This is a genomic window from Candidatus Woesearchaeota archaeon, from assembly GCA_020854775.1.
GTDB lineage: Archaea > Nanobdellota > Nanobdellia > Woesearchaeales > 21-14-0-10-32-9 > 21-14-0-10-32-9.
On sequence record JAHKLZ010000002.1, the window covers coordinates 47,154 to 67,062 of the forward strand.

General features: G+C 32.4%; 18 protein-coding genes. 3 read left to right on the plus strand and 15 right to left on the minus strand.

Annotated elements, in window-relative coordinates; genetic code table 11:
• Positions 1-22 precede the first annotated feature (22 nt).
• Genes KO361_00185 through KO361_00210 form a run of 6 tightly spaced genes read right to left on the minus strand, consistent with a single transcriptional unit; the run spans position 23 to position 9,921 of the window.
• Positions 23-1,495 (minus strand): hypothetical protein, encoded by a 1,473-nt coding sequence (locus KO361_00185; protein ID MCC7573996.1) that lies wholly within the window; start codon positions 1,493-1,495, stop codon positions 23-25.
• A gap of 6 nt (positions 1,496-1,501) precedes the next feature.
• On the minus strand, positions 1,502-2,908 hold the full coding sequence (locus KO361_00190; GenBank protein ID MCC7573997.1) for a hypothetical protein: 1,407 nt from the start codon (positions 2,906-2,908) through the stop codon (positions 1,502-1,504).
• A complete protein-coding gene (locus tag KO361_00195) occupies positions 2,905-6,525 on the minus strand; it encodes a DUF87 domain-containing protein (GenBank protein ID MCC7573998.1) in 3,621 nt (1,206 codons plus the stop codon). The genes KO361_00190 and KO361_00195 overlap by 4 nt, the downstream gene beginning before the upstream one ends.
• Positions 6,522-9,497 carry a hypothetical protein gene (locus KO361_00200; protein MCC7573999.1) on the minus strand — a complete coding sequence of 992 codons (2,976 nt, stop codon included), beginning with the start codon at positions 9,495-9,497 and terminating at the stop codon, positions 6,522-6,524. Before KO361_00200 ends, KO361_00195 begins: the two co-directional genes overlap by 4 nt.
• Positions 9,494-9,763: a hypothetical protein gene (locus tag KO361_00205; protein ID MCC7574000.1), complete on the minus strand. Its 270-nt coding sequence runs from the start codon at positions 9,761-9,763 to the stop codon at positions 9,494-9,496. Before KO361_00205 ends, KO361_00200 begins: the two co-directional genes overlap by 4 nt.
• Positions 9,760-9,921 (minus strand): ribbon-helix-helix domain-containing protein, encoded by a 162-nt coding sequence (locus KO361_00210; protein MCC7574001.1) that lies wholly within the window; start codon positions 9,919-9,921, stop codon positions 9,760-9,762. The genes KO361_00205 and KO361_00210 overlap by 4 nt, the downstream gene beginning before the upstream one ends.
• A gap of 256 nt (positions 9,922-10,177) precedes the next feature.
• On the opposite strand from KO361_00210, the gene KO361_00215 reads away from it, so the two are divergent.
• The 3 genes from KO361_00215 to KO361_00225 all read left to right on the plus strand — a co-directional run bounded on the left by KO361_00215 (position 10,178) and on the right by KO361_00225 (position 12,241).
• A complete protein-coding gene (locus KO361_00215) occupies positions 10,178-10,894 on the plus strand; it encodes a MarR family transcriptional regulator (protein MCC7574002.1) in 717 nt (238 codons plus the stop codon).
• Positions 10,895-11,048: 154 nt separating this feature from the next.
• Positions 11,049-12,050, plus strand: coding sequence for a hypothetical protein (locus KO361_00220; GenBank protein MCC7574003.1), 1,002 nt, complete (start codon positions 11,049-11,051; stop codon positions 12,048-12,050).
• A gap of 2 nt (positions 12,051-12,052) precedes the next feature.
• Positions 12,053-12,241, plus strand: coding sequence for a hypothetical protein (locus tag KO361_00225; GenBank protein ID MCC7574004.1), 189 nt, complete (start codon positions 12,053-12,055; stop codon positions 12,239-12,241).
• Here the strand turns inward: KO361_00225 and KO361_00230 are convergent.
• The 9 genes from KO361_00230 to KO361_00270 all read right to left on the minus strand — a co-directional run bounded on the left by KO361_00230 (position 12,238) and on the right by KO361_00270 (position 19,894).
• A complete protein-coding gene (locus KO361_00230; GenBank protein MCC7574005.1) occupies positions 12,238-13,449 on the minus strand; it encodes a hypothetical protein in 1,212 nt (403 codons plus the stop codon). The genes KO361_00225 and KO361_00230 overlap by 4 nt on opposite strands.
• Positions 13,450-13,576: 127 nt before the next feature.
• Positions 13,577-14,470 (minus strand): hypothetical protein, encoded by an 894-nt coding sequence (locus tag KO361_00235; GenBank protein MCC7574006.1) that lies wholly within the window; start codon positions 14,468-14,470, stop codon positions 13,577-13,579.
• A 6-nt stretch (positions 14,471-14,476) separates the two neighbouring features.
• Positions 14,477-15,211, minus strand: a complete 735-nt coding sequence (locus KO361_00240; GenBank protein MCC7574007.1) for a hypothetical protein — start codon at positions 15,209-15,211, stop codon at positions 14,477-14,479.
• A 28-nt stretch (positions 15,212-15,239) separates the two neighbouring features.
• On the minus strand, positions 15,240-15,938 hold the full coding sequence (locus KO361_00245) for a hypothetical protein (protein MCC7574008.1): 699 nt from the start codon (positions 15,936-15,938) through the stop codon (positions 15,240-15,242).
• Positions 15,939-15,981: 43 nt separating this feature from the next.
• Positions 15,982-16,557, minus strand: a complete 576-nt coding sequence (locus tag KO361_00250; GenBank protein ID MCC7574009.1) for an ArsR family transcriptional regulator — start codon at positions 16,555-16,557, stop codon at positions 15,982-15,984.
• 444 nt (positions 16,558-17,001) lie between these two features.
• Positions 17,002-17,739, minus strand: coding sequence for a hypothetical protein (locus KO361_00255; GenBank protein MCC7574010.1), 738 nt, complete (start codon positions 17,737-17,739; stop codon positions 17,002-17,004).
• Positions 17,736-18,245, minus strand: coding sequence for a helix-turn-helix domain-containing protein (locus KO361_00260; protein ID MCC7574011.1), 510 nt, complete (start codon positions 18,243-18,245; stop codon positions 17,736-17,738). Before KO361_00260 ends, KO361_00255 begins: the two co-directional genes overlap by 4 nt.
• Before the next feature lie 177 nt (positions 18,246-18,422).
• Positions 18,423-19,226: a hypothetical protein gene (locus tag KO361_00265; protein MCC7574012.1), complete on the minus strand. Its 804-nt coding sequence runs from the start codon at positions 19,224-19,226 to the stop codon at positions 18,423-18,425.
• A complete protein-coding gene (locus KO361_00270; GenBank protein MCC7574013.1) occupies positions 19,223-19,894 on the minus strand; it encodes a hypothetical protein in 672 nt (223 codons plus the stop codon). The genes KO361_00265 and KO361_00270 overlap by 4 nt, the downstream gene beginning before the upstream one ends.
• Between the last annotated feature and the right edge of the window lie 15 nt (positions 19,895-19,909).

The window sequence follows — 19,909 nt, forward strand, 5'->3', positions numbered from 1 at the left end:
TTCTTTTTTTAGTGAATTTTTTTTATTTGAATATACTTTGTACTATTTTTTGAGGTAATTTGTTTTTAATGAGAACTTCTTTTATTTCTTCGTCTGTTTTTCCTCTTTTTCTTGCTTCTCCAACTATTAGTAATATTTGTTTTTCTAGTTCTCTTTCTATTTCAGGATCCGTTGTGAATTCGCTTATTACGTCTTTCAAGTTTTCTTTTATTTCTTCTTTCGTTTTCTGTTCGTTTTCTGTTTCTTTTGGTTTTTCTTGTTCTTCTGATTTTTCTTTCTCTATGTTTTGTTCTGTTTCTTTTTTTGGTTGTTCTTTTGTTTCTTTTTGTTCTTCTTTATTTTCTTGTTCGTTTTCTGTTTCTTTTGGTTTTTCTTGTTTTTCTGATTTTTCTTTCTCTATGTTTTGTTCTGTTTCTTTTTTTGGTTGTTCTTTTGTTTCTTTTTGTTCTTCTTTATTTTCTTGTTCGTTTTCTGTTTCTTTTGGTTTTTCTTGTTCTTCTGATTTTTCTTCTTTATTTTCTTGTTTTTCTTGTTCTTTAGGTTCTGTTGATTCTGGTTCTGTTTGTTTTTCTTTTTTGTCTTCAGGTTTATAATCTGTTTTTTCAACTTCTAAATTAAGTTGTTTTATAGCAGAATCAAGTTTACTTTTTATCTCAGTTTTCAAAGTATTCATGTGTTTCTTAACATCTTCATGAGTACTCTTAGATCTTTCATCCATTAAGTTTATTACGCTGTTTGTGTGTTTCTCAAAGTCGTTAAACTTAGTTATGAATTTTAATAATTCTTTCTTATCAGTTTTATCTTCTAATTTTATTTTTATTTTATCAAAATCAGATTGCATCTTATCGAAGCTTCTTTTCAAATCTTTTACGGAATCGTTAAACTTGTCAAATTCCACGAATTTTTTTTCTACTTCTATGTATATTGTTTCTACTTTGTTACTGTGTCTTTCTATTATTCCTTCTATTTTTTTTATATCTATGAGTTCTGCTTTGATTTCTTCGTTTAATTTATTGACTTGTTCTATTCCTTTGTAAAAATCAATTTTTTTCCTCATTTCTTTTACTTCTTTCATCATGTCTCTCATTAATGATTCGCTACTTTCCACTCCTGCTTTTACGCTTTCTATTTTAGAATCTTGTTTTCTAACTTCTAACATTAATTGATCTGGTTTAACGCTTTCTACTAAGTCTATTGCTTTAGTGGCTGAGGCTTCTATGTTACCTACGGACTTGTTCGTGTCCATCATCATTCCTCTTATTTCACCTATTTCTTCGTTCATCCTTGAGAATCTTTCATTAACGGCTTGTCTTTGCTCGTTTAATCCTTCTAATTGAGCTTTTATTTTTGTTACTTCTATTCCTAGTTTAGAATCTCCTAAATCATCATTTTTTTTATTCTTAGCTGCTTCTTTTTCTTCTAATTCTGCTTGTTGCGCTTCTATGTTTTTCTTAATCATTTCTTCGTCGCTTAGCTTTTTCTTAAACAATCCCATATTTCTTCATTCCTCTTTTTTTTCTTCGTATAAGCCCGCGGCTTGCAAAACTTCTTTTTTCACATTAAGCTCTTCTCTTTCTACTGATTCTTTTATTTCTTTTTTGACTCCTTCTAATAATTTCATAACTTGTCTTCTGTCTTGTTCTTTATTGCTTACTTCTAAGAATGACAATTTTGGCTTTATCAATCTAAGATTCATGTAAGGCATAAACATGTCTTTTCCTTGTTTTCTGTAATCTGATATTTCTGAGTATAATTCTTCATATATGTCTTTAAGATCTGAAACTGTTTCTTTTTGTTTTTCATAATTCAAGTAAGAGTTACTTTTCATATTACGAGTTTTTTCCAGCAAATTTTCTGCTCTTTCCGCTCTCAAATCTCTTTCTTTTTCTTCAGCTAATTTTTGTTCTTCTGTTTTTTCTTGTCTTTCATATTTTTCTGGTTCTTCTGTCTCTGTTGTTTTTTCTGTTTCTTTTTGTTCATCATTATTTTCTTTGTCTTCCTGTTCTGGTTCTTCTTCTTTGTTTTGTTCTGTTTCTTGTTTTTGTTCAGATTCCGTGTTTGGTTGTTCGTTTTGTTCTTCTAGCTCTGCTGGCTCTACTGCTTCTTTTTGTCCTGTTTCTTTTTCATCTTTTTTTGTTTCTTCTTTTGTTTCTTCTTTATTTTCTTGTTCTTCTGTTTTTGATTCTTCTTCGTTTTGAGAAGAAAATATTTTATTTAATATCTCGGAACTTATTCCTTGGCCTATGAGTATTTTTTTAATTTCTTCATTTGTTTTTCCTAACTTTTTCGCTTCTTTTATTATTGATAATAAATTTTCCGTAACGCTAATTGTTTGTTTTTTTTCATTTTCTTTAGTTTGTTCCTCTTCTTCTTCCTCTTCTGATTTTTTATTCTTTATTTTCTTAGCTTCCTTTTCTAATTCTTTCATCCAATTATCGGAAGGGGTTCTTCGTATCTTGTTTAATATTTTTTTAAAAATGGTTTTTTTATCTTTATTATCTTCTTCTTTGTTTTTCTTAATTTTAGGTTTTATTATTTTTTTTAGTATGGCTTTGGCTTTTTCTTTTCTTGTTATTTTTTTGTTAATTTCTAATTCGTGTTTTATTCTTTCTAAATCTATTTTTTTGTGTTTTTCTTTGTGTTCACGAGTTTGCTCTTCTAATATTATTCTAAGTAGTTCATCAGGTTTTTTCACGTTCTTCATTTTTTCATATAATTCTTGTTTATGAAACACGTTCTTTATCCAATTAGCATAATCGTTTTTTTCATTAGTTACATGATGATAAAAGTTTTCAAGATTCTCGTAATTAGTGTTTTTTTCTAGTTCTTTTTCTAATTCTTTGATGCTTCTAAGTTTTTCTCCGTTCCTAAGATAAAAATAATTATCAGGTTTTATTGTTTGCATCATTTTTCACCATCTTCTTTTTTATCCTCTGATTCTTTTTCATCTTCTTTTGTTTCTTCTGATTTTTCTTCTTTATTTTCTTGTTCTTCTTGTTTCTTTGGTTCTTCAGCAGGTTCTTTAGCGAAGTTTTTTACTGCGTCTTTTTGTTCTTCTTGTTTCTTTTTTTCAGGACTTTTTTCTAACGCAGGCAATTTTTCTCCTTTTGCTCTTTTATCAAGCAAGCTTATTATTTCTTTTCTGTCCTTAGTGTTATCCAGATGTTCTGCTAATTCAGCATCTCCTACTGCGTCTCTTATCCAATCAGCGAAATCATTTTTATTTTCATTCACGTGGTACTCATAATCTGAGTCTTTCATCGCTTCTATTTCTGAGTATAAACTCGTTGGGGTAACAACTAACATGTCGTTGTGCAATTTCAATATCTTGTCAGGAGGAACATCTTTTTTGAATTTGTCTTGAGGAGTTTCTTTTTTGTCATCTTTTGTTTCTTCTTTCTTATTTTCTGCTTCGAATTTTTCTCTTTCTCCTTGTGCTTTCTTTAGTTCTTTATCTAGTTCTTCTTGAGACACCATTTTTATTTCCATTTTCTTAGGTGTTTTTCCTATTTTAGTCCAAACTTTTTTTAGTCTTGGTTCTAATCCTTCAATGTATATCTTTACCATGTTGAAGTTTCCAGCTTTTACTTTGTCTAATGCTAATTTTAGTTCTAATCTTAAATCGAACACGTCTTGTTTTTCTTCTTTTTCTAATTGGTCTAATTCGTAAGTCATTTGATCTATTTTCATGTTGTATTCGTTGTATTGTGCTATTTCTTCATCGCTTAATCTTGCTACTGAGTGCATTATTGGTCTGAACGTTATGAAATAAGGTCTTCCTCTGTTATATGCTGAGTTTTGCACCATTCCTGTTCCTATGCTTGCTTTTACTAAGCTTTGCAGAACATCTTCTCCGTACTTTGTTTTAATCCTGTCTAAGTCTCCTTCGTCTCTTGTTCTCATTTGTACTTCTGTGTTGATGTTTGCTTTGATTTGTCCTACGAAGTCTGCTAATACTTGCGAGATTAGCATTACGCCTATTCCCCACTTCCTGAACTCACGGCATGCTCTTTCTATTTGTAAGAATCCTTCTCCACTTCCTCCGAACTTAGGTAGTAAACGGTGTACTTCGTCGTATACTAAGCAAAGTCTTAGTGGTTCTGATTCGTCGAAGTTCGCGTGGAATACTTCTCTTACGGTGTTCGCGACGAAGATATCTATTTCTTTTGGGTCTAATTTATGTACTGCGAATACTTGTATTTCTCCTGGTTTCATGAATTTTCTTATATCTATTAATTCGCGCGCGTTATTGATTTGTCTTATGTTTCCTGTGAATGGTTTAGCGTCTTTTTCTGTCATTCCGAAGCTAGGATATAAGCCTAGTAGTCCTTTGTTTGTTAGTTTTCTTAGCATCCCTGTCCATTGCGCGGTTGGATCGAAGACTATTACTGCCACGTCTTTTAGTAGCATTTCTTCTATTATTACTTGTGCTGAGAAACTTTTACCTCCTCCTGTTGATCCTGCTACGATTGTGTGTGTTTTAAAATTTTCAAGGTTCATGTATGCTTTGTTTGATGTCTCTGCGATTTTTCCTGCGAATATACTTCTTGGTCCGTCTTTTGGTATCTCTGAATATTCAACTTTTAAGTGATATTTCTTTTTTCCTTCTATTCTTTTTTTGATTATTATTATTGCTATTATTAGTCCTATTAAGAATAATAAGAATAGTACTGCGTGCCATACTCTTATTCCCCAAAATAATATGTATTGATGTATTGGTAGACTTACGTGGAATACGTGGCTAGTGCTAGAACTTAGATCTAAGTAGTTAGCGGTTACTCTTATTACGTATTCTCCTTCTCTTATGTTATCAGGTAATTGTACGTTTCTTATTAATGACAGACTTGTTTTTAGGAACACGTTAGATGTGTGTGTCCATATTGTTTCTGTTCCGTCTAGGTTTTGTATTGTGAATATTAGACTAACAGGGTATTCTCTGTCGCTTAGCAAGTTTGTTAGGTCTGTTCTGAATGTGAATTTTGAGCCTGAGTATATTTTTCTGTCACTCATACTTATTCCTAGTAGTAGTGCTTGTATTGGTATTTTGTCTCTGTCTAATATTTCTACTATTATTGGTATTTCTACATCTATTCCGCCGGTTATGTTTAATGTTCCGTTGTATATTCCTGGTGTTTCATTTCCAAAAAATGTTAGGGTTGCTCTTCCATCTCCTCTTGGGGGTATTAGTACACTGGTTCTATCTATACTTATTACTTTTTTTGCGTCTCCTACTACTTCAAAATTTAGTTGCATGTTATTTTGTCTGAAGCTTTGTATGAAGACTGTTTCTTGTGCGAATTCTCCTTCTCTTATTCTCTTCGTGATTCTATTGAAGGGTATCCAGTAATCTTGTCCTTCTATTTCTACGGGTCTTTCTATTTGGAAGGGTACTTCTCCGGGTCCTTGGTCTGGTCCTTGGTCTGGTCCGAAGTCAGGTCCTATGTCTGGGTGCATATCTATGTATTCTACTGGTGGTAAGTCTATTTCTAGTATTATGTTGTGTTCTGTTACATTGTTTTCGAATACTGTTACGTTATTGAAATATACTTTGTATCCTGTTCTTATTGCGAAGATATTTCTTGTTCCTGCGTCTGTTGATATTCTGTAGTAACCTGTCGCGTCTGAGACGTTAGAATAGCGTCCTATTGTTACTATTGTGTTTTCCATAGGATTTCCTCCTATGTCTGTGACTATTCCTTCTACTATTCCGAATGCGCCTGGTTCATCTTCGCCTGCAGGACACTCTATGTATGGATCTAAGAATATGTAATATTTTGTTGTTGCATTGTTGGGAATGGGGAGCATCATTTGATAATTATAGAATCTTTGGTTGAATCCTCTGTGGAGCATTTCTTCTATTAATGCGACGACTACATAATTGTTGTTTTCATCTTTTAATAGGCCTGCTTTGAACATTCCTTCTTCGGTGCCTGTTCCTACGTATGTGTATACTGTCGGTATATTGTTGATTGGGTTTGCGCCTATTTGTATGTTCATTGTTTCTTTGAATGTGTTAATGGTAGAATCGTAATGTGTGTTATCTATTCCTATAAACGCGTCTATTTCTTGGCGTGTTGCTGCTTGAAGCGTCGGTATGGATATTTCTTGTTGTGGTACTAGGCTTGCGAATAGTAGCGTGGTGGTTCCGCTTCTCAGACATTCGAAGAATATGTTTCCTTCTATCATTCCTCCTGGGTCTACTTCGAATTCCCATGGTTGTGTTTGTCCTACTCCGAATGCAGCGCCATATAATCCTGCCCAGCTTATTACTGGTTTTTTGAACAGCAGGTTTATTTGGTGTATGTATCCGCCTTGTCCTTCATGATAAGCTATGTATCCTGTGTAAATACTCGTGGTTAATATTATTAGTATACTTATTATTGTTAGTATGATTAATGCGTAGTTTTTTTCTTTAGTTTTTTTGTTATTTCTGTTTTTTAGCGCTTCTTCTATAGTCATATTTTTTTTTCTGGTCATGTCTTTTATTTTTTGTTTCAATGTCCGTTTTTTTTCTTGTTCTTTCATTGTTTTGTTATTTCTTCGGTTATTTGTTTGATTTGTTCTTTGAATTTGATTTGTGTGTTTTTTTCTGATTTGTTGTATGCGTCTGTTAACTTGTTGTATGTTTCAATTGCGTATTCTTTGTTTTTTTCTTTTAGTGCTGTTTGTGTTTGTGTTGTTAGTTCTTCTACGTATTTTTCGTTTAGAATATTCATCAATGTTATGGCGTCTTCATATACTTCTTTTTTAACGTTTCTTGGCGCTTTTTCATATATCATTTTTATTTCTTTGTATATGAGGCTTGCGCGTTCTATTTCTTTTGTTTCCAAATAATCTTTTGCATCATTTATGAGGTTTTGTAATTGTTTTATTTTCTTGTCTTTTGAAAAATTATTTATGTATTCTATTATTTTTTCTTTTAAGTCAAAAACGTAGAAAACATATCCTAGTATTAGTAAAATTAGTATTATTACTAAGCTCGTTATTGGTTCTAGTTTCATGTCTGTGAATGTTACTAGTCCTGTTATTGCATTACTTCCTGATCCGCTTGTTCTGAAAGATCCTTCTGTTAGTATTATTGTGTGTGTATTTTTTATTTTTTCTAAGTCTTGGTGTTCTTTTAAGTAATAATTTATTGTTTCTGGTTTTTCAAATCTTATTAATTTATTTCTTGTTAGTACATCGTGTACTTGTTTCGTTACGAATTCAGTAGTTATTTCATCGCTTATTTTTTCTAGTAAGAAATGATGCCTTGTTGTGTCTCCTGTGTATTCTATTGTTTTTTGAACTACTGTTATATTTTCTTTTTCTCCATTTATGTATGTTATAGTTGTTTGTGCGGTGAATGTTCTAATTCTTATTAGGTTTTGTTGATTTTCTATTTCTCTTAAGTCTGGTCTTCCTTGTAGGTTTCTTTTTTCTGCGTATTCTTTAACAATTTTTTCTAGGTCTTCCCTGCTTGCATGAGTCATGTATTCTTCTGATTCTGTAACTTCTATTAGTAAAGGAGTTTTTCCTTCTAATTGTATTACTTGTTCTTTGTATTCTTGTATTTTTTCTTGTTTTTGTTGATCTGTTAAGTCTCTTCTTAGTGCTAAGCTGTTAAGATCTCGTAGTATTCTTTCATAATCTCTTAGAGATACTCTTAGTGTTTCTTTTATGTCTAATGCGTCCGCGGTTTTTCTTTCTTCTAAGCCTAAGTTATCTAAGTTTTCGTGTGCTTGTTCTATTTGTCTTCTTAGTTCTCCTGCGTCTATTGTGTCTTGAGTGTTAGTTGTTGAGAATTGCGTTGTTGATTTTGAGAATTCTCTTATTTCAGATTCTGCTGTTTCTTTTTGTGTTTCACAACTTATTTTCCATTTGTATTCTCCTGTTTCTATTTTTTCTTTGAAAGTTATTGTTCCTGCTTTCACGTTTTCTTTTCTTGCTAGCTCTATGAACCATTGGCTGTTTTTGTCTGTTATGAATAATTTACATGTAGCTGTTTCTGCTAAGTTTATTTTTGCTTGGAATTCTATTTCTGTATTAGTTATTGTGGCTTTATTTGTAGGTTTTTCTAGTTCTATTTTGTTATTTGTTGTTGTCGTTGTTGTTTCTATTTTGTCCAGTTTGATTGTTAGACTAGTTGTTGCATCTAGTTTGATTGTTTCTGTTTTCACGTAATATCCTATCGCGTCCAGTCTTACTTTGTATGTGTCTTTTGGTAAGTTAAATTTTGTTTTTCCTGTACTATCTGTTATTTTATCTTCGTTAGTTTCAAGTATTGTTATTATTGTGTCTTTTAGTACTTGGTTTTGTTGATTTCTTACTTCTATTGTTAAATCATAATAAGGTCTCACGTCTAAAGTGATGGTTTCTTCTTTTGTGTTTCCTTCTTTATCTCTTGCTGTTAATTTTATGTCTCTATATCCTTCTGTTGCATATTTTATTTTTAGTTCGTTTCCTGTTTTTGTTGTTCCATCTGGTAAAGTCCAAGTGTATGTGTAAGGTGTTATTCCTCCTGTTGTTGTCGCTGTAAGAGTTGTTTCTTCGTCTAGTTTTATTTTTGTTTTTCCAGAAACGCTTAGTTTCATGCTGTCTATTACTTCATATGTTTTTGTTATGGCTATGTTCGCGGTTGTTATGTTTGCTCTTATTTCGTACTTACCCGGATTTTTTGTTTCTGTATTTGTTAATAATGTTGATGGTGCTTGTATTTTTTGTGTGTGTGTGCATTCTTCCCATTGTAAAGTTCCTTGTGTTGCATTTCTGCATATTTTTATGTCTACTTCTATATTGTTTGTTGTTTTTAATAAATAATAAGAAGTTTCTCCTAAGTTGTATTTTTCTTTGTCTGTTTCTATTATCAGGGCTTCTTCAACTACTATGTGTATGGTTTTTTCTTTGTGTGTATAATTTTCTGTTTCGTTATATCTTGCTTTTATTTCGTAGGTTCCTGTTTTGTCTGGTCTTCCTGTTATTGTTATGGTTCTTGTTCCTTCTGTTTCTTCAAGTAGTTCTGTTGTGTTCATCAAAGTATTATTTATTAATAGTTCTAAGTGTCCTTGTTCTGTTTCTATTGTCGCGGTTATATTTACTATGTCTAATTGATTTATGGTCGCGTTTTCAGTTTGTGAATTAAATTTAAGTGTTATTATTGGTTCGGCTTTTTTTATTTTGTAGTTATTTATTATTGTTGTATTAGTTGTGTTTGTTTCGTTTATTATTGTCCATTCATAATTGTATGTTCCTGCGCTTAAGTCGTCTATGTTTATCAAGTAGTATCCTTCTTCGTAATTCACATCACTGTTTTCTAGAAGTATTATTTCATTTTCGAAGAGTTTGAATATTACTTTATCTTGTAATTCTTCTATTAATATGAATTCGTAGTTTTGATTAGGTGTGTATGTTGCGTTTTCTGGAGTTGTTTGTGTTGTTTGTGCTGATGCTAGAATTATTAATAATAGTGTTATCATCATGAAGGTTATTGCTTTGTTGATTTTTGGTGTTATTTTCATTTTTTAAGCTCCATAATTATTTTTTCTAGTTCTTGTAAGAGTTTGTCTTTGTCTTTGCTGTCTTTGTTTTGTGCGATGTTTTCTTCTAGTTGTTCTCTCATTTTTTGTACTTCGTGTTTGTAGGGTTGTGTGTGTTCTTCGCATTTTTGTCGTATTATTGTTCTGATTTGTTCTGATAAGTCTAAGTAGTGATTTTCTTGTGCTAAGATTTTTAGTTCTTGTACTAATGTTGCGGGGAGTCTTATGCTTAGCACTGTGTCTTTCATTTTTTTATCCCTCTTTGTTTTTGTTCTTGTACGTATTCTCTTAGGAATTGTCTTACGGCTTCTGATCTTGAGCTGAAGGATTTTTCTTGGAGCAATGGGTCAAGTTTTTTTAGAAGTTCTTTTGATAGTCGTACGTTGATTATTTCTGTTTTATTCATTATTTGTTCCTCGACGCGTCAAACAAAATTGTATGTTTTTTGTAGTTTTTTTATTAGTTTTTGTATGTTTAATGTATTACATTTAGTACCTTTTTTGTATATTTGTATTACATTTGTATGTTTTTTATACATTCTTCGTGCTACATTATTATATAAATGTTTTGTTTTTTACTCTTGAAATGATTAATTTCTATATAGAAAATAATTTTGTGTGTGTTTTCATAAATAATTTAAACAAAGGGGTCATCTTAATTATATGAAAAACAAGTTTTTCAAATTCGTATTATTTATATTCATATTATTGTTATCTGTTAATTTTTCTTTAGCTAGCTCAGAGAATGAATTTTATGCTGATTTGCTAATAAATATTAATGATAGAGGGGACGTGGTGATTTCTGGGCTGACTAATCATCCTAACATCACAGGTTCTTATGATGATTTAACCTCTAAACAAGGTAAGTATTGGGTTTTTAATTTGAGCAGTGATTATTTTTCTAGTGCTTTATTCAAAGTTTCTTTACCTGATGGGGTCGTGATTAATTACGTGAAAAGTTCTGCACCTATTAATATAGGGTATGATGATTCTCCTTTCGTTAAAGGCATTTTGAAGGATAAAGTTTTAGAAATATTCTTACAATATCATTTTGAAGAATCAAAACCTGGCAAGAGTTATTATTTGTTATTTGTTTTTTTAGGGATTTTTGTTTTGTTCATCGGATTTTATTTGTTGTATTTTGTTAAGAATAAAAAGAAAAAAGATGTGCATGTTAAGTTTTCTTTGACGGAGAGACAAAAAAATATTTTATTATTTTTAGAAAAGAAAGACGGTGTGTCTCAGAGTTTTTTGGAAAAAAAATTTGGTTGGCCTAAATCTTCTTTGTCTAGAAATATTGATTCTCTTGTAAGAAAAGGATTAGTTGTTAAGTTAAATAAGGGTAATAGTAATGTTATTGTTTTGAATAAGCAAAAATAATTTAAAGCATTAGTTATATGTATATATTCTTTAAGGCGCTTTGTTCCGGTTATTTTTTGGTTGTTCCGGTTTGTTCCGGGCAAATATTATATTTTGTTCCGTCTTAATAAAAAGAGGTATCAAGTCCTCTTATTGGATTTGATGAGGTGATAAAATGATTTGGAAAAACTTGAAAGTTTTTTTGGTTGTTTTAGCTTTGCTTATTGCTTTGCCTTTAAGTTTAGCTGATGACAACGAAACGAATGAGGATGACGTCATTAATGGAAATGATGTTGATGACGTAGAAAATAATGAATCAGATACTGATGCTGATGAAGCTGAAGTCGTTGATGATGAAGCTGATGATGAATTGGATGAGGTTGCTGACGACGTAGAATTGGCTCCGTTCAACACTAATGATGGCGCAACTGTTAGATTGCTTCAGTTAGAAAGATCTATTCAGAAGAATATTCTTCAAGGAGAAATGTTACTTGAAAGATTAGCTGATAGATTATCTGAAGAGTCCTTGGAAGACTTGGAAGCTATTCTTTTGGTTATGGAAGATTTGAAGAGCAAAGTTTCTAGTTATGAACTTGTTGGTAAAGAAGAAGATGTTCGTGCTTTTGTTGAGTTTAGACATGAAGCATCAGAGTTATCTAAAGAATTTAGGGAAACGCTTAGAGAATTTGTTCAAGAGCAAGAAAGAAATGATTTAAGAGCTCAAGTCAATAAGGAAGTTCATGAATTACCTAATCTGGCCAGGTATGATGATGCTTTGAGGGAAAGAGCCAGGATTCATAATGAAGAAATTGTTAGAGCTTCAGGCAGAGACGTTATCAGTGAGGATTTGCTTTCTAGGATAAGGTCTGGCGAGGTTGAGCCTAAGCAAATTAAGGAAGAAGTTCTTAGTTCTGTTAGGAATATTCGTGCCGAGCAAGCTAATGATGTTCTTCGTGATATGCAAGAGGAAGCTTTACGTCAAAGGATGAATATTATGCAGGAGCAAGAAAGAGTTAGGAATCAAGTTAGTTCTGAGAATGGTGAAAGAGTCAAGGAAAAGATTAATGAGATGAAAGAGAGAGTTCCTGAGGACTTACAGCAAAGAATTGATTCTAGGTTGAGTAATATTGCTCAGCGTCCTAGTGGCGTTGTTAATAACTCTGTGAGAGGTGAGTAAAAGTGAAATATTTAGTGATGGGATTGTTATTGATTTCGGTGTTGTTGGTGTCTGCTTGTTCATCAATGGATGTTGCTGATAATGATTACTTAGGTGATCAGCAATCAGTTGTTGATGAAGAAATAGAAGCAGATATTTTGCCTGAACTCGTTGATCCTGACGAATACATAGAAATTGGTGAAATGATTTAGTTATTTTTTTTTCTTTTCTTTTTTTTCTTTTTTCTTAGTATTAAGAATAACAGTGTTGTTATAGTAATTATGATTATTGAATAAGTTAAGGTTACTATGTTGGTGTTTGTTTTTTGTGTTTTTGTTTCTGTGTTAACATTTATTATTGTTCCTCTTTCTTGTGTTACTTTTTGATTGTAATGTATTCTTCCTTTTACTTGGTATTGTCCTGGTTCTTCAGGTGTATAAAACATTTCTATGTCTATTTCTTCATTTCTTGGTACGTTGATTGTTTCTGATTCTATTATTTTTATTATTTTTCCGTCTTTTAGTATGACTCCTTTGAATTGCGCGCTCACAGTTCTTGTTCCTTGGTTTTTGAATTTAGCAGTTATTGGTACTATTTCGTTTGTGGTTGCCCAAGTTTTTGTTCTTAGAGTTATTAAGTTTCCTTCGTCGCTTATTCCTCCTCTTTCTAGCACGCTAAAGGTTATTGTTGCTTTGTTTCCGCATATTGGCTCTGTTATTTCTGCCCAGTATTGTCCTGGTTCTAATCCTAGGTTTATTTTGTTGTTTATTATTTCTGTTTTTGTTGGTATTATTTCCGCGTCGTGTCTGTACGCGTGTTCTTTAATTAATTGTTCTTGTAGTTGTGAGAATATTTTCATTTCAAACAAAGGTCTTATTCTTACGTTTCCTGTGTTTCTTATAGTCGCAGTAATTGTGTTTTCTTCGTTTATTTCTATTGTGTCCAGGTTTATTCCTCCCGCGGTGCAGGAAATTATTTGAGTGTCTGTTATTGTCACGGTTATTTTTACTTCGAATGCTACCACTATGTTTGTTCCTATTTGAGAAGTTATTTCTCCTACGGGTCCTGTGCTTATTATTATTGTTCCTTCGTAAGTGTCTACTCTCGCGTCGCTTGGCGGTTCTACTATTACGTTTATTATTCCTGGATTGTTTTCAGTTACTATTAAGTGTTCATCTCTAGGTTCTAGGGTTATCCAATCAGCTATTTCTCCTTTTGCTTCGTAGAATACTTGTATTGCTCTTTCTGAGCCCATGCTCACTGTTATTTGTTGTTCTGCGTATCCTCCTCTTAGTACGTTTTCAAAGTTTAATCTTGCTCTGTTAACTCCGAGTATGGATGCTTCCGTGTTTTGAGAAAGAATCATAACTAGTACTATGCTTATTATTATAGTTATGAATATTGTTTTTTTTGTTTTCATATTTATTACTTATTTTTTTATGGTTTTTATAATCCTATTGAGAAATCTAATAGGATGTCTTGGCTTATGTTTTCAACTTCGTCTACGTAGTTTTTCATTTTTGTTTCCTCTCATGTTTTTATTATTTTTATGATGGTACCGTGGCTGTGAATCTTACAGTTCCTAAGCATATCCCGAAAGGGTTTGGTGGTACGTATAATTGCCAGTACGTCGTTCTGTTTATTATTGGAGTTAAATCTGTTGGTTGTGAAAGCATTACTCCTAGGTCTTGTGGAGTGGATGATAGTTGAGTTTTAAAATCCCAGTCTACGTCTATTGATGAGAATCTTTGATTTTCTATTGTTATGTTTGATCCTCTGTCGCATATCATTGCTAGTCCTGCTCCTACTACTGGGTCTGTTCCTCCGTATCCAAACACACTCACATTTATGTCCATGTTTCCGAAGTTCGTTATTGTGGCTGTTTGATTATCGCTTGTTTCTGTAACTGTTAAGTTTCCGTAATCTATTAGGCTCGTGACGTTTAATGCGTATAATTCATTAATAATTGTGGTGTTTGATAATGTGTCTGTGAAGTTGAATGTGTCTTTTGTTGTTACGTTACAAGTCCACGTTCCGTTGTTAGCGTAATGTATCACGTTGAATGAGCAAGTATAGTTTGCTGTGTATAATCCATCGTGATTTATTATTGAGCAACTCGTATTTGTGTAGTGCGTATTTCCATCATCTGCTGATTCGTGTGTACTAGTTACGTGATAAAACGTGGCGTTTACTTCGGTTATGTCATCCCATCCGTTCCAGTCTAGAATTGTTGCGTTGCAAAAAATGTTTTTTGTTGTTCCTGCACTTAGGGTTTGGGTATTGTCCATTATTACTTGTAGTATTTCTGGTCCTGCGTTTGTTACGTTTACTCTCGTTGTTACGTTTACGTGTTCGTAGTTGTATGCTTCTACGTTTTTTTGGATTTGCAAACTACTTATTACAATTATTATTGTTATTATTATCAGTAGTTTTAGTTTCATATTTTTTCATCCTAGTTCTACGTAAAAGTAGTATGTTGTTGTTGCTAAAGGATTATTTGCGACTATCATTTGAAAGTCGTATGTTGAGCCATCATATCCTGTGGTTGTTGGGTTTATGGCGCTTGCGTAAACTATGTTTGTACTTTCAGATTCTAGTAGTACTAGTTGGAAGTCCGCTGTTGATTGTGTTTGTCTTGTACTGCCTACGAAAGTACTCGTGGCGGGACAAGTGTTTTGTGTTATTACTGGTTGTCCGGCTATGCTTATTGCTTCGTGAGTAGTTTCATTAAATGTGTTGTCTATGCTGTCTATTCCTGTGAGGTTTAGCGCCGTGTTTTCTGATGTTATTCGCGCGGGTTGTGCACAAGATATGTCTGTCCAATCTATATTGTTGTGTCTGCTTGAGTATATTGTTCCGCTTATGTCTCCTTGGTCTAATTCCCAGTTGTATATTGTGCTTCCGCTTGAATCATCTAGTGTTAGGCTTCCTGTGACGTTTCCTATGTATGCTTTCCATCTTATGTTTTGTTGTAAAGCATTTACTACTAGTGTTGTTATTGTTCCTCCATCATCTGTTCTGTTTCCTGGAGGATTAGCTGTTACTGTTTCTTGGTTATCTACTGTGATGTCTGTTCCTGTTGGTTGGGCGGAGGAAAAAGAGGAAACAAACAGTATTAATACAGTGGTTAATATTAGTCTTTGTATTGTTTTCATTTTTGTTTCCTCTTTGTTTTTCTTCATTTTTTAGTTCCTTTTCTTAGTTCTTATTTTATCTTATTTCTAAGTAAAAGTAGTATGGTGTTGTTCCTTCTACTAGGCCATTTTCTCCTACTAATAGTTGGAAGTGCCATGGGTTCCCGTCGAATCCTTCTGGTGTTGTGTCTTCTATTATTGTTGTGTATATTGTGTCTGTGTCTGCGTTTAGTAGTACTTGCCAGAATGCGTTTCCTTGTTCTCCTGTTGCGTTGTATGCTTGTGTTGTTGGACAACCAGTTATAGTTGTTAAGCCTACGTTGAAATCAGGGTGGTTATTATTTGTGAACGTGTTGGTTATACTGTCTGGATCATTTGAGTTTTGTCCTAGTGCTGTTTCTTCAGCTGCTATGTGTGTCGCGTTTGAACAATTTATGTTCGTCCAGCTCACTGCGTTGTTTCTACTCGCGTATACTTGTCCTGTTGGTGTGGTTACGTTCCAGTCGTAGAAGTTCGCGCCTGATGCATCTGATAGTATTATTGTTCCTGTTATGTTCCCGTAGAAACCTTGCCAGAACCTAGTCACAGATAATCCGTGTAGTGTTAATTCTGTAACGTTTCCTGCTTGTGCATCTACTGCTTCTGGTGTCGTTGTGTCATCGAATCTTGATGATGTTCCGACATCCACGTCTTCCACTCCTAGTGGTTGCGCCGTTACGAATCCCGCTGTTAGGATTATTAGTAACAGCATTACTAATGTTGTTCTCCCCTTCATTTTATTTCCCTCCGGTTTATTTTACTTATTGTATTTTTTTTTTTTACCTCGTGTCTATTTTTTGAGGATTGTATATTTCGTAATATTTTCCTGGTTGTTTTTCTATTTCTGTTCTAGTGATTGTTTCGTATTGTATTGTTGTATCTTTATGCGTGATTTGTTCTGTTTTGATTGGTTCTTTGAGAATTAGTCTTAGTTTTGTGTTGGTGTTTTCTTCGTAGTATATCGCGTCTATGTTTTGCATTTTGTTTCTTAGTTCTTGGTATCCTTGTTCTATTGTTTCGTGTTTTGTTTCATCTGGGTGTAGCCATATTTTGATCATTATTTTTTTGTGTTCGTTTATTGGTATGAGTTTTTTATCTACGAGTCCTGTCGCGGTTATTATTAGGTACGCGTTATCGTTTGCTAGGCTGTATACTATTCTTGGTTGTCCTTTGTCGCGGTTGCTTATTCTTTCGCTTTTTACGATGTTTGCTAATTCTAGGAAGCGAAGTGATTGGCTTATGTTTGACATTGATGTGTTTGCGAGTTCTGCTAGTTCTAGTGGTGATTTTTTTTCTAGGGCTAATGCTTTTAGGATGTTCCATTTCGCGCTTGTGAATAGTGTTTCTTGTTCCATCTTTTTGTTTTTTTCAGACGATTTTGATGCCTTTTGGTCACTTTGATACAAAATCCAATCATTTCATCACTGGTATACTTTTTTGTATCTTAATTCATTCCATGATATAAGTTATATTTAAATGTTTTGTTTTTTACTATAAAACAAAAATAATAGAATTTTATTTATTACATTAATTTATTAATTAGTGAATTAGATTCTTTAAAGCTTTAAAAACGCGAAATTTGTTTTTTTAAATATTGGTTTCTTAATTACTTTAATTTAATATTTATTTTGTTTTATTTATTACTTTATTTTATTAAATATATTATTTTATTTATTACATTAATTTATTTATTACATTAATTTATTAATTAGTGAATTAGATTCTTTAAAGCTTTAAAAACGCGAAATCTTGGGTTTTTTATATTTTAAAAAATCCTCAAAATTCACGTTTTATGCTATTTAATATATTTCCGCGTAGAAATAATACGTTGTGCCTTCACTACTTCCAGGATTCTCAGGCACGATTAATTGGAAATCATAAGGATTAGAATCATATCCTGTTTCTCCTTGTTCAACTAAAGTTGTGAATATCAAATTATTATTTGTGTCTTGTAATAATATTTCTTGGAATGTAGCATCCACGCTAGGTGCTTGTTTGGTGTCTTCGACGTAAGTCGCTATCGCTCTACAACTACTTTGAGGTATTACTGAGAAGCCAACCATGAAGCTACGATGTATTGTTTCGTTGAAAGTCCTATTTATACTGTCTGCTGAAGCTTCTGAAATATTCAGATGTGTTTGTTCATCTAATATTGTTTGTTGTGTCGCACAGCTAATAGTGTCCCACGAAATGCTGTTGTTCCTAGTTACGTATACTTGTCCTGAAGTCGTTGTTAGATCCCAATCATATATTGTTCTTCTCGCTGCATCACTTAAAGCGAGTCTGCCCGTTACGTTACCTACGTAAGCTTTCCATCTCGGAGTTTGGAAAGTTCCACTTAGTACAAGCGTGGTGAATGTTCCTCCTGCAGTTGTTAATTCCGCGGATGGCGTCGGGGTAGTTGTTTCTGTTTCGTTATAAGTTATGTCTACTCCTGTTGGTTGTGCTATTATTGAACTGCTGATAATTAATATTAGTAATAAATACAATAGTAAGGTGTTGTTTTTCTTTATTCGCGAAGTGGTTTGTTTAATCATTGTGCCACCTCGCTCTGTTTATTTTTTTCTTTAGCTCTTCGCAGAACGGTCCAAATTGTTTGTTTGTTTCTTCCTAATTCTTCAGAAATCTCTTTTACTGTCAATCCTTTATTTTTTAGGTGTTGTGCTACTGATTCCAAAACTGAATAATTTCTTTTTTTGATTATTTCCGTGCTGAAACTCGTTGCTTTTCCTAGTTTTTTTATTTTCGTTATTTGTTTTGTTTTTGTTTTGTTGTATGTTGTCCACACAGTTCTAGGGTCTCGGTTTAGTAATTTGCTTATTTCAGAAAAACTTAGTTTTTGTTCTTCTTTCAAATACTTGATGATTGCTTCGAGCCCGCTTAGTCCTTCTTGAAAAACACTGCAAGGTATTGCTATGTTTTCTTGTTCTTGATATGATTTAGCTTCGTAGAATGAGAATTCGAGTTTTTGCTCTATTAATTGAGCGTCAACTTCTAGGTTTAATTCGAAGCTATTTTCATCAAGACTTTGTTTAAAATGCATTTATTTACTTCTTATGTAATACTTTATTTATAAACTTTACGTTAATGACTAAATTAAAGACTTTTCATGTAATATCAAATTAATAATAATTACTTATTATGTAATATTGATTTGTTTATTTTGTTATTTCAATCATTAAAATTTTATCAAATCAAAAAATCGTGCTAATTAATAAAATTACACAGGCGCACAAGGAGGAGGACAATCTAAGAACATTTCAGTACCCATAATACAACAGGATCCTTCAAAACATTCCATTACTAGCCTACACTTAGAATACATATTCATACAATCTTCCATATTGTTACATATTTGCACTATTCCTTGACATTGTCCTAAGATGCAAGTTTCTGGAGGTATACAACTTCCGCAATTAATTGTGCCACCACATAAATCTGAATGACTTCCACATTGAAACCCTGCGCCTGCACAAGTTCTAGGTATGCAACTCTGACATTTAATAGTGGGACAATCAGGATGTAACCAATCACCCATTATACAACATTCTTCATTTTCACAGTTTAAATCATAAGGACAAGATTCATAAATTGATAAACCACAACCATGACCTATAGGCATTGTATCGGAGCATTCAACACAAGTTTTAGAACTCATAGAACAAAGATATGGTACTAAACAATTGTGTGTTGTTAAACATTGTCTGCAAATATTTGATGTATCACAAAAAGGGGTTGGATAACTACATTCAGCATCAGTACAACAAGCTATAATGCTTGTACTAATTCCTGTAAGGCTTGAACTGTGAATTAAGAAACTAGATAATTCCGAAGATGTTCCTGCAGGAACAAAAACATCTAACAAATTAGAATTAACAACTCTCACTTTTGTAGTTCCTGAACACACGTTGCTTGTTGTGCCCGAACTTACTCTACAACAAGCTATGAGTTCACTAGTTACAAGTATTGCTGTTATTACAACTAAAAAAATTAACAACAACACCATCTTTGTTTTTTTGTTCATATTTCAAACCATTCTATTTCATTATTAAGCACGATATCAAGATTACTTAAAAAATAATTAGTATTTATTAAACCATATCTTTCTATGTTTATTTGTTTTCTTTCACTTTCTAATTCAAATAATTTCTCAAAACTCCACCCATAATGAATTAATCTAAAAGTGTTTATTTTTTCATCAAAATATAAATATCTTGGCTCAGCAATATCTTCATGCTCGTATCTGAACGCTATTATTATTTCAAAAGCAGCATTGTGTTCATAAATAATATTTATAGGAATATAACAATTACGAACTAAAATGACGGAAGCAAGTCTTAAAATATCTATTTGAGTGCCATTTTTATAAGTATATGTTTTTAAAGGCGAATTTATGTTATTGTTTAAATTGTCAAAGGATATGGGTGAAACGTTTAAACTGTTCAAGTACATTGTGAGTGCACGATCATAATCATAATTTTTAATTTCTTCCATTAATTCATGTTCTTCTCTTAATATATTTCTAGGAAACTCACAGTTTTCAGATAATATGAAATTTGTTTCATTTTTTTTGTTCAAATTTTCTTCTTCAGTTTCTTTAATTAATGCTTCATTTTCGGATTCATTAAAATTAGAACATCCAACTAAGAAAAAAACAAGGATCAACAAAATTGTTATTAATTCTTTTTTCATTTATATTCGCTCATT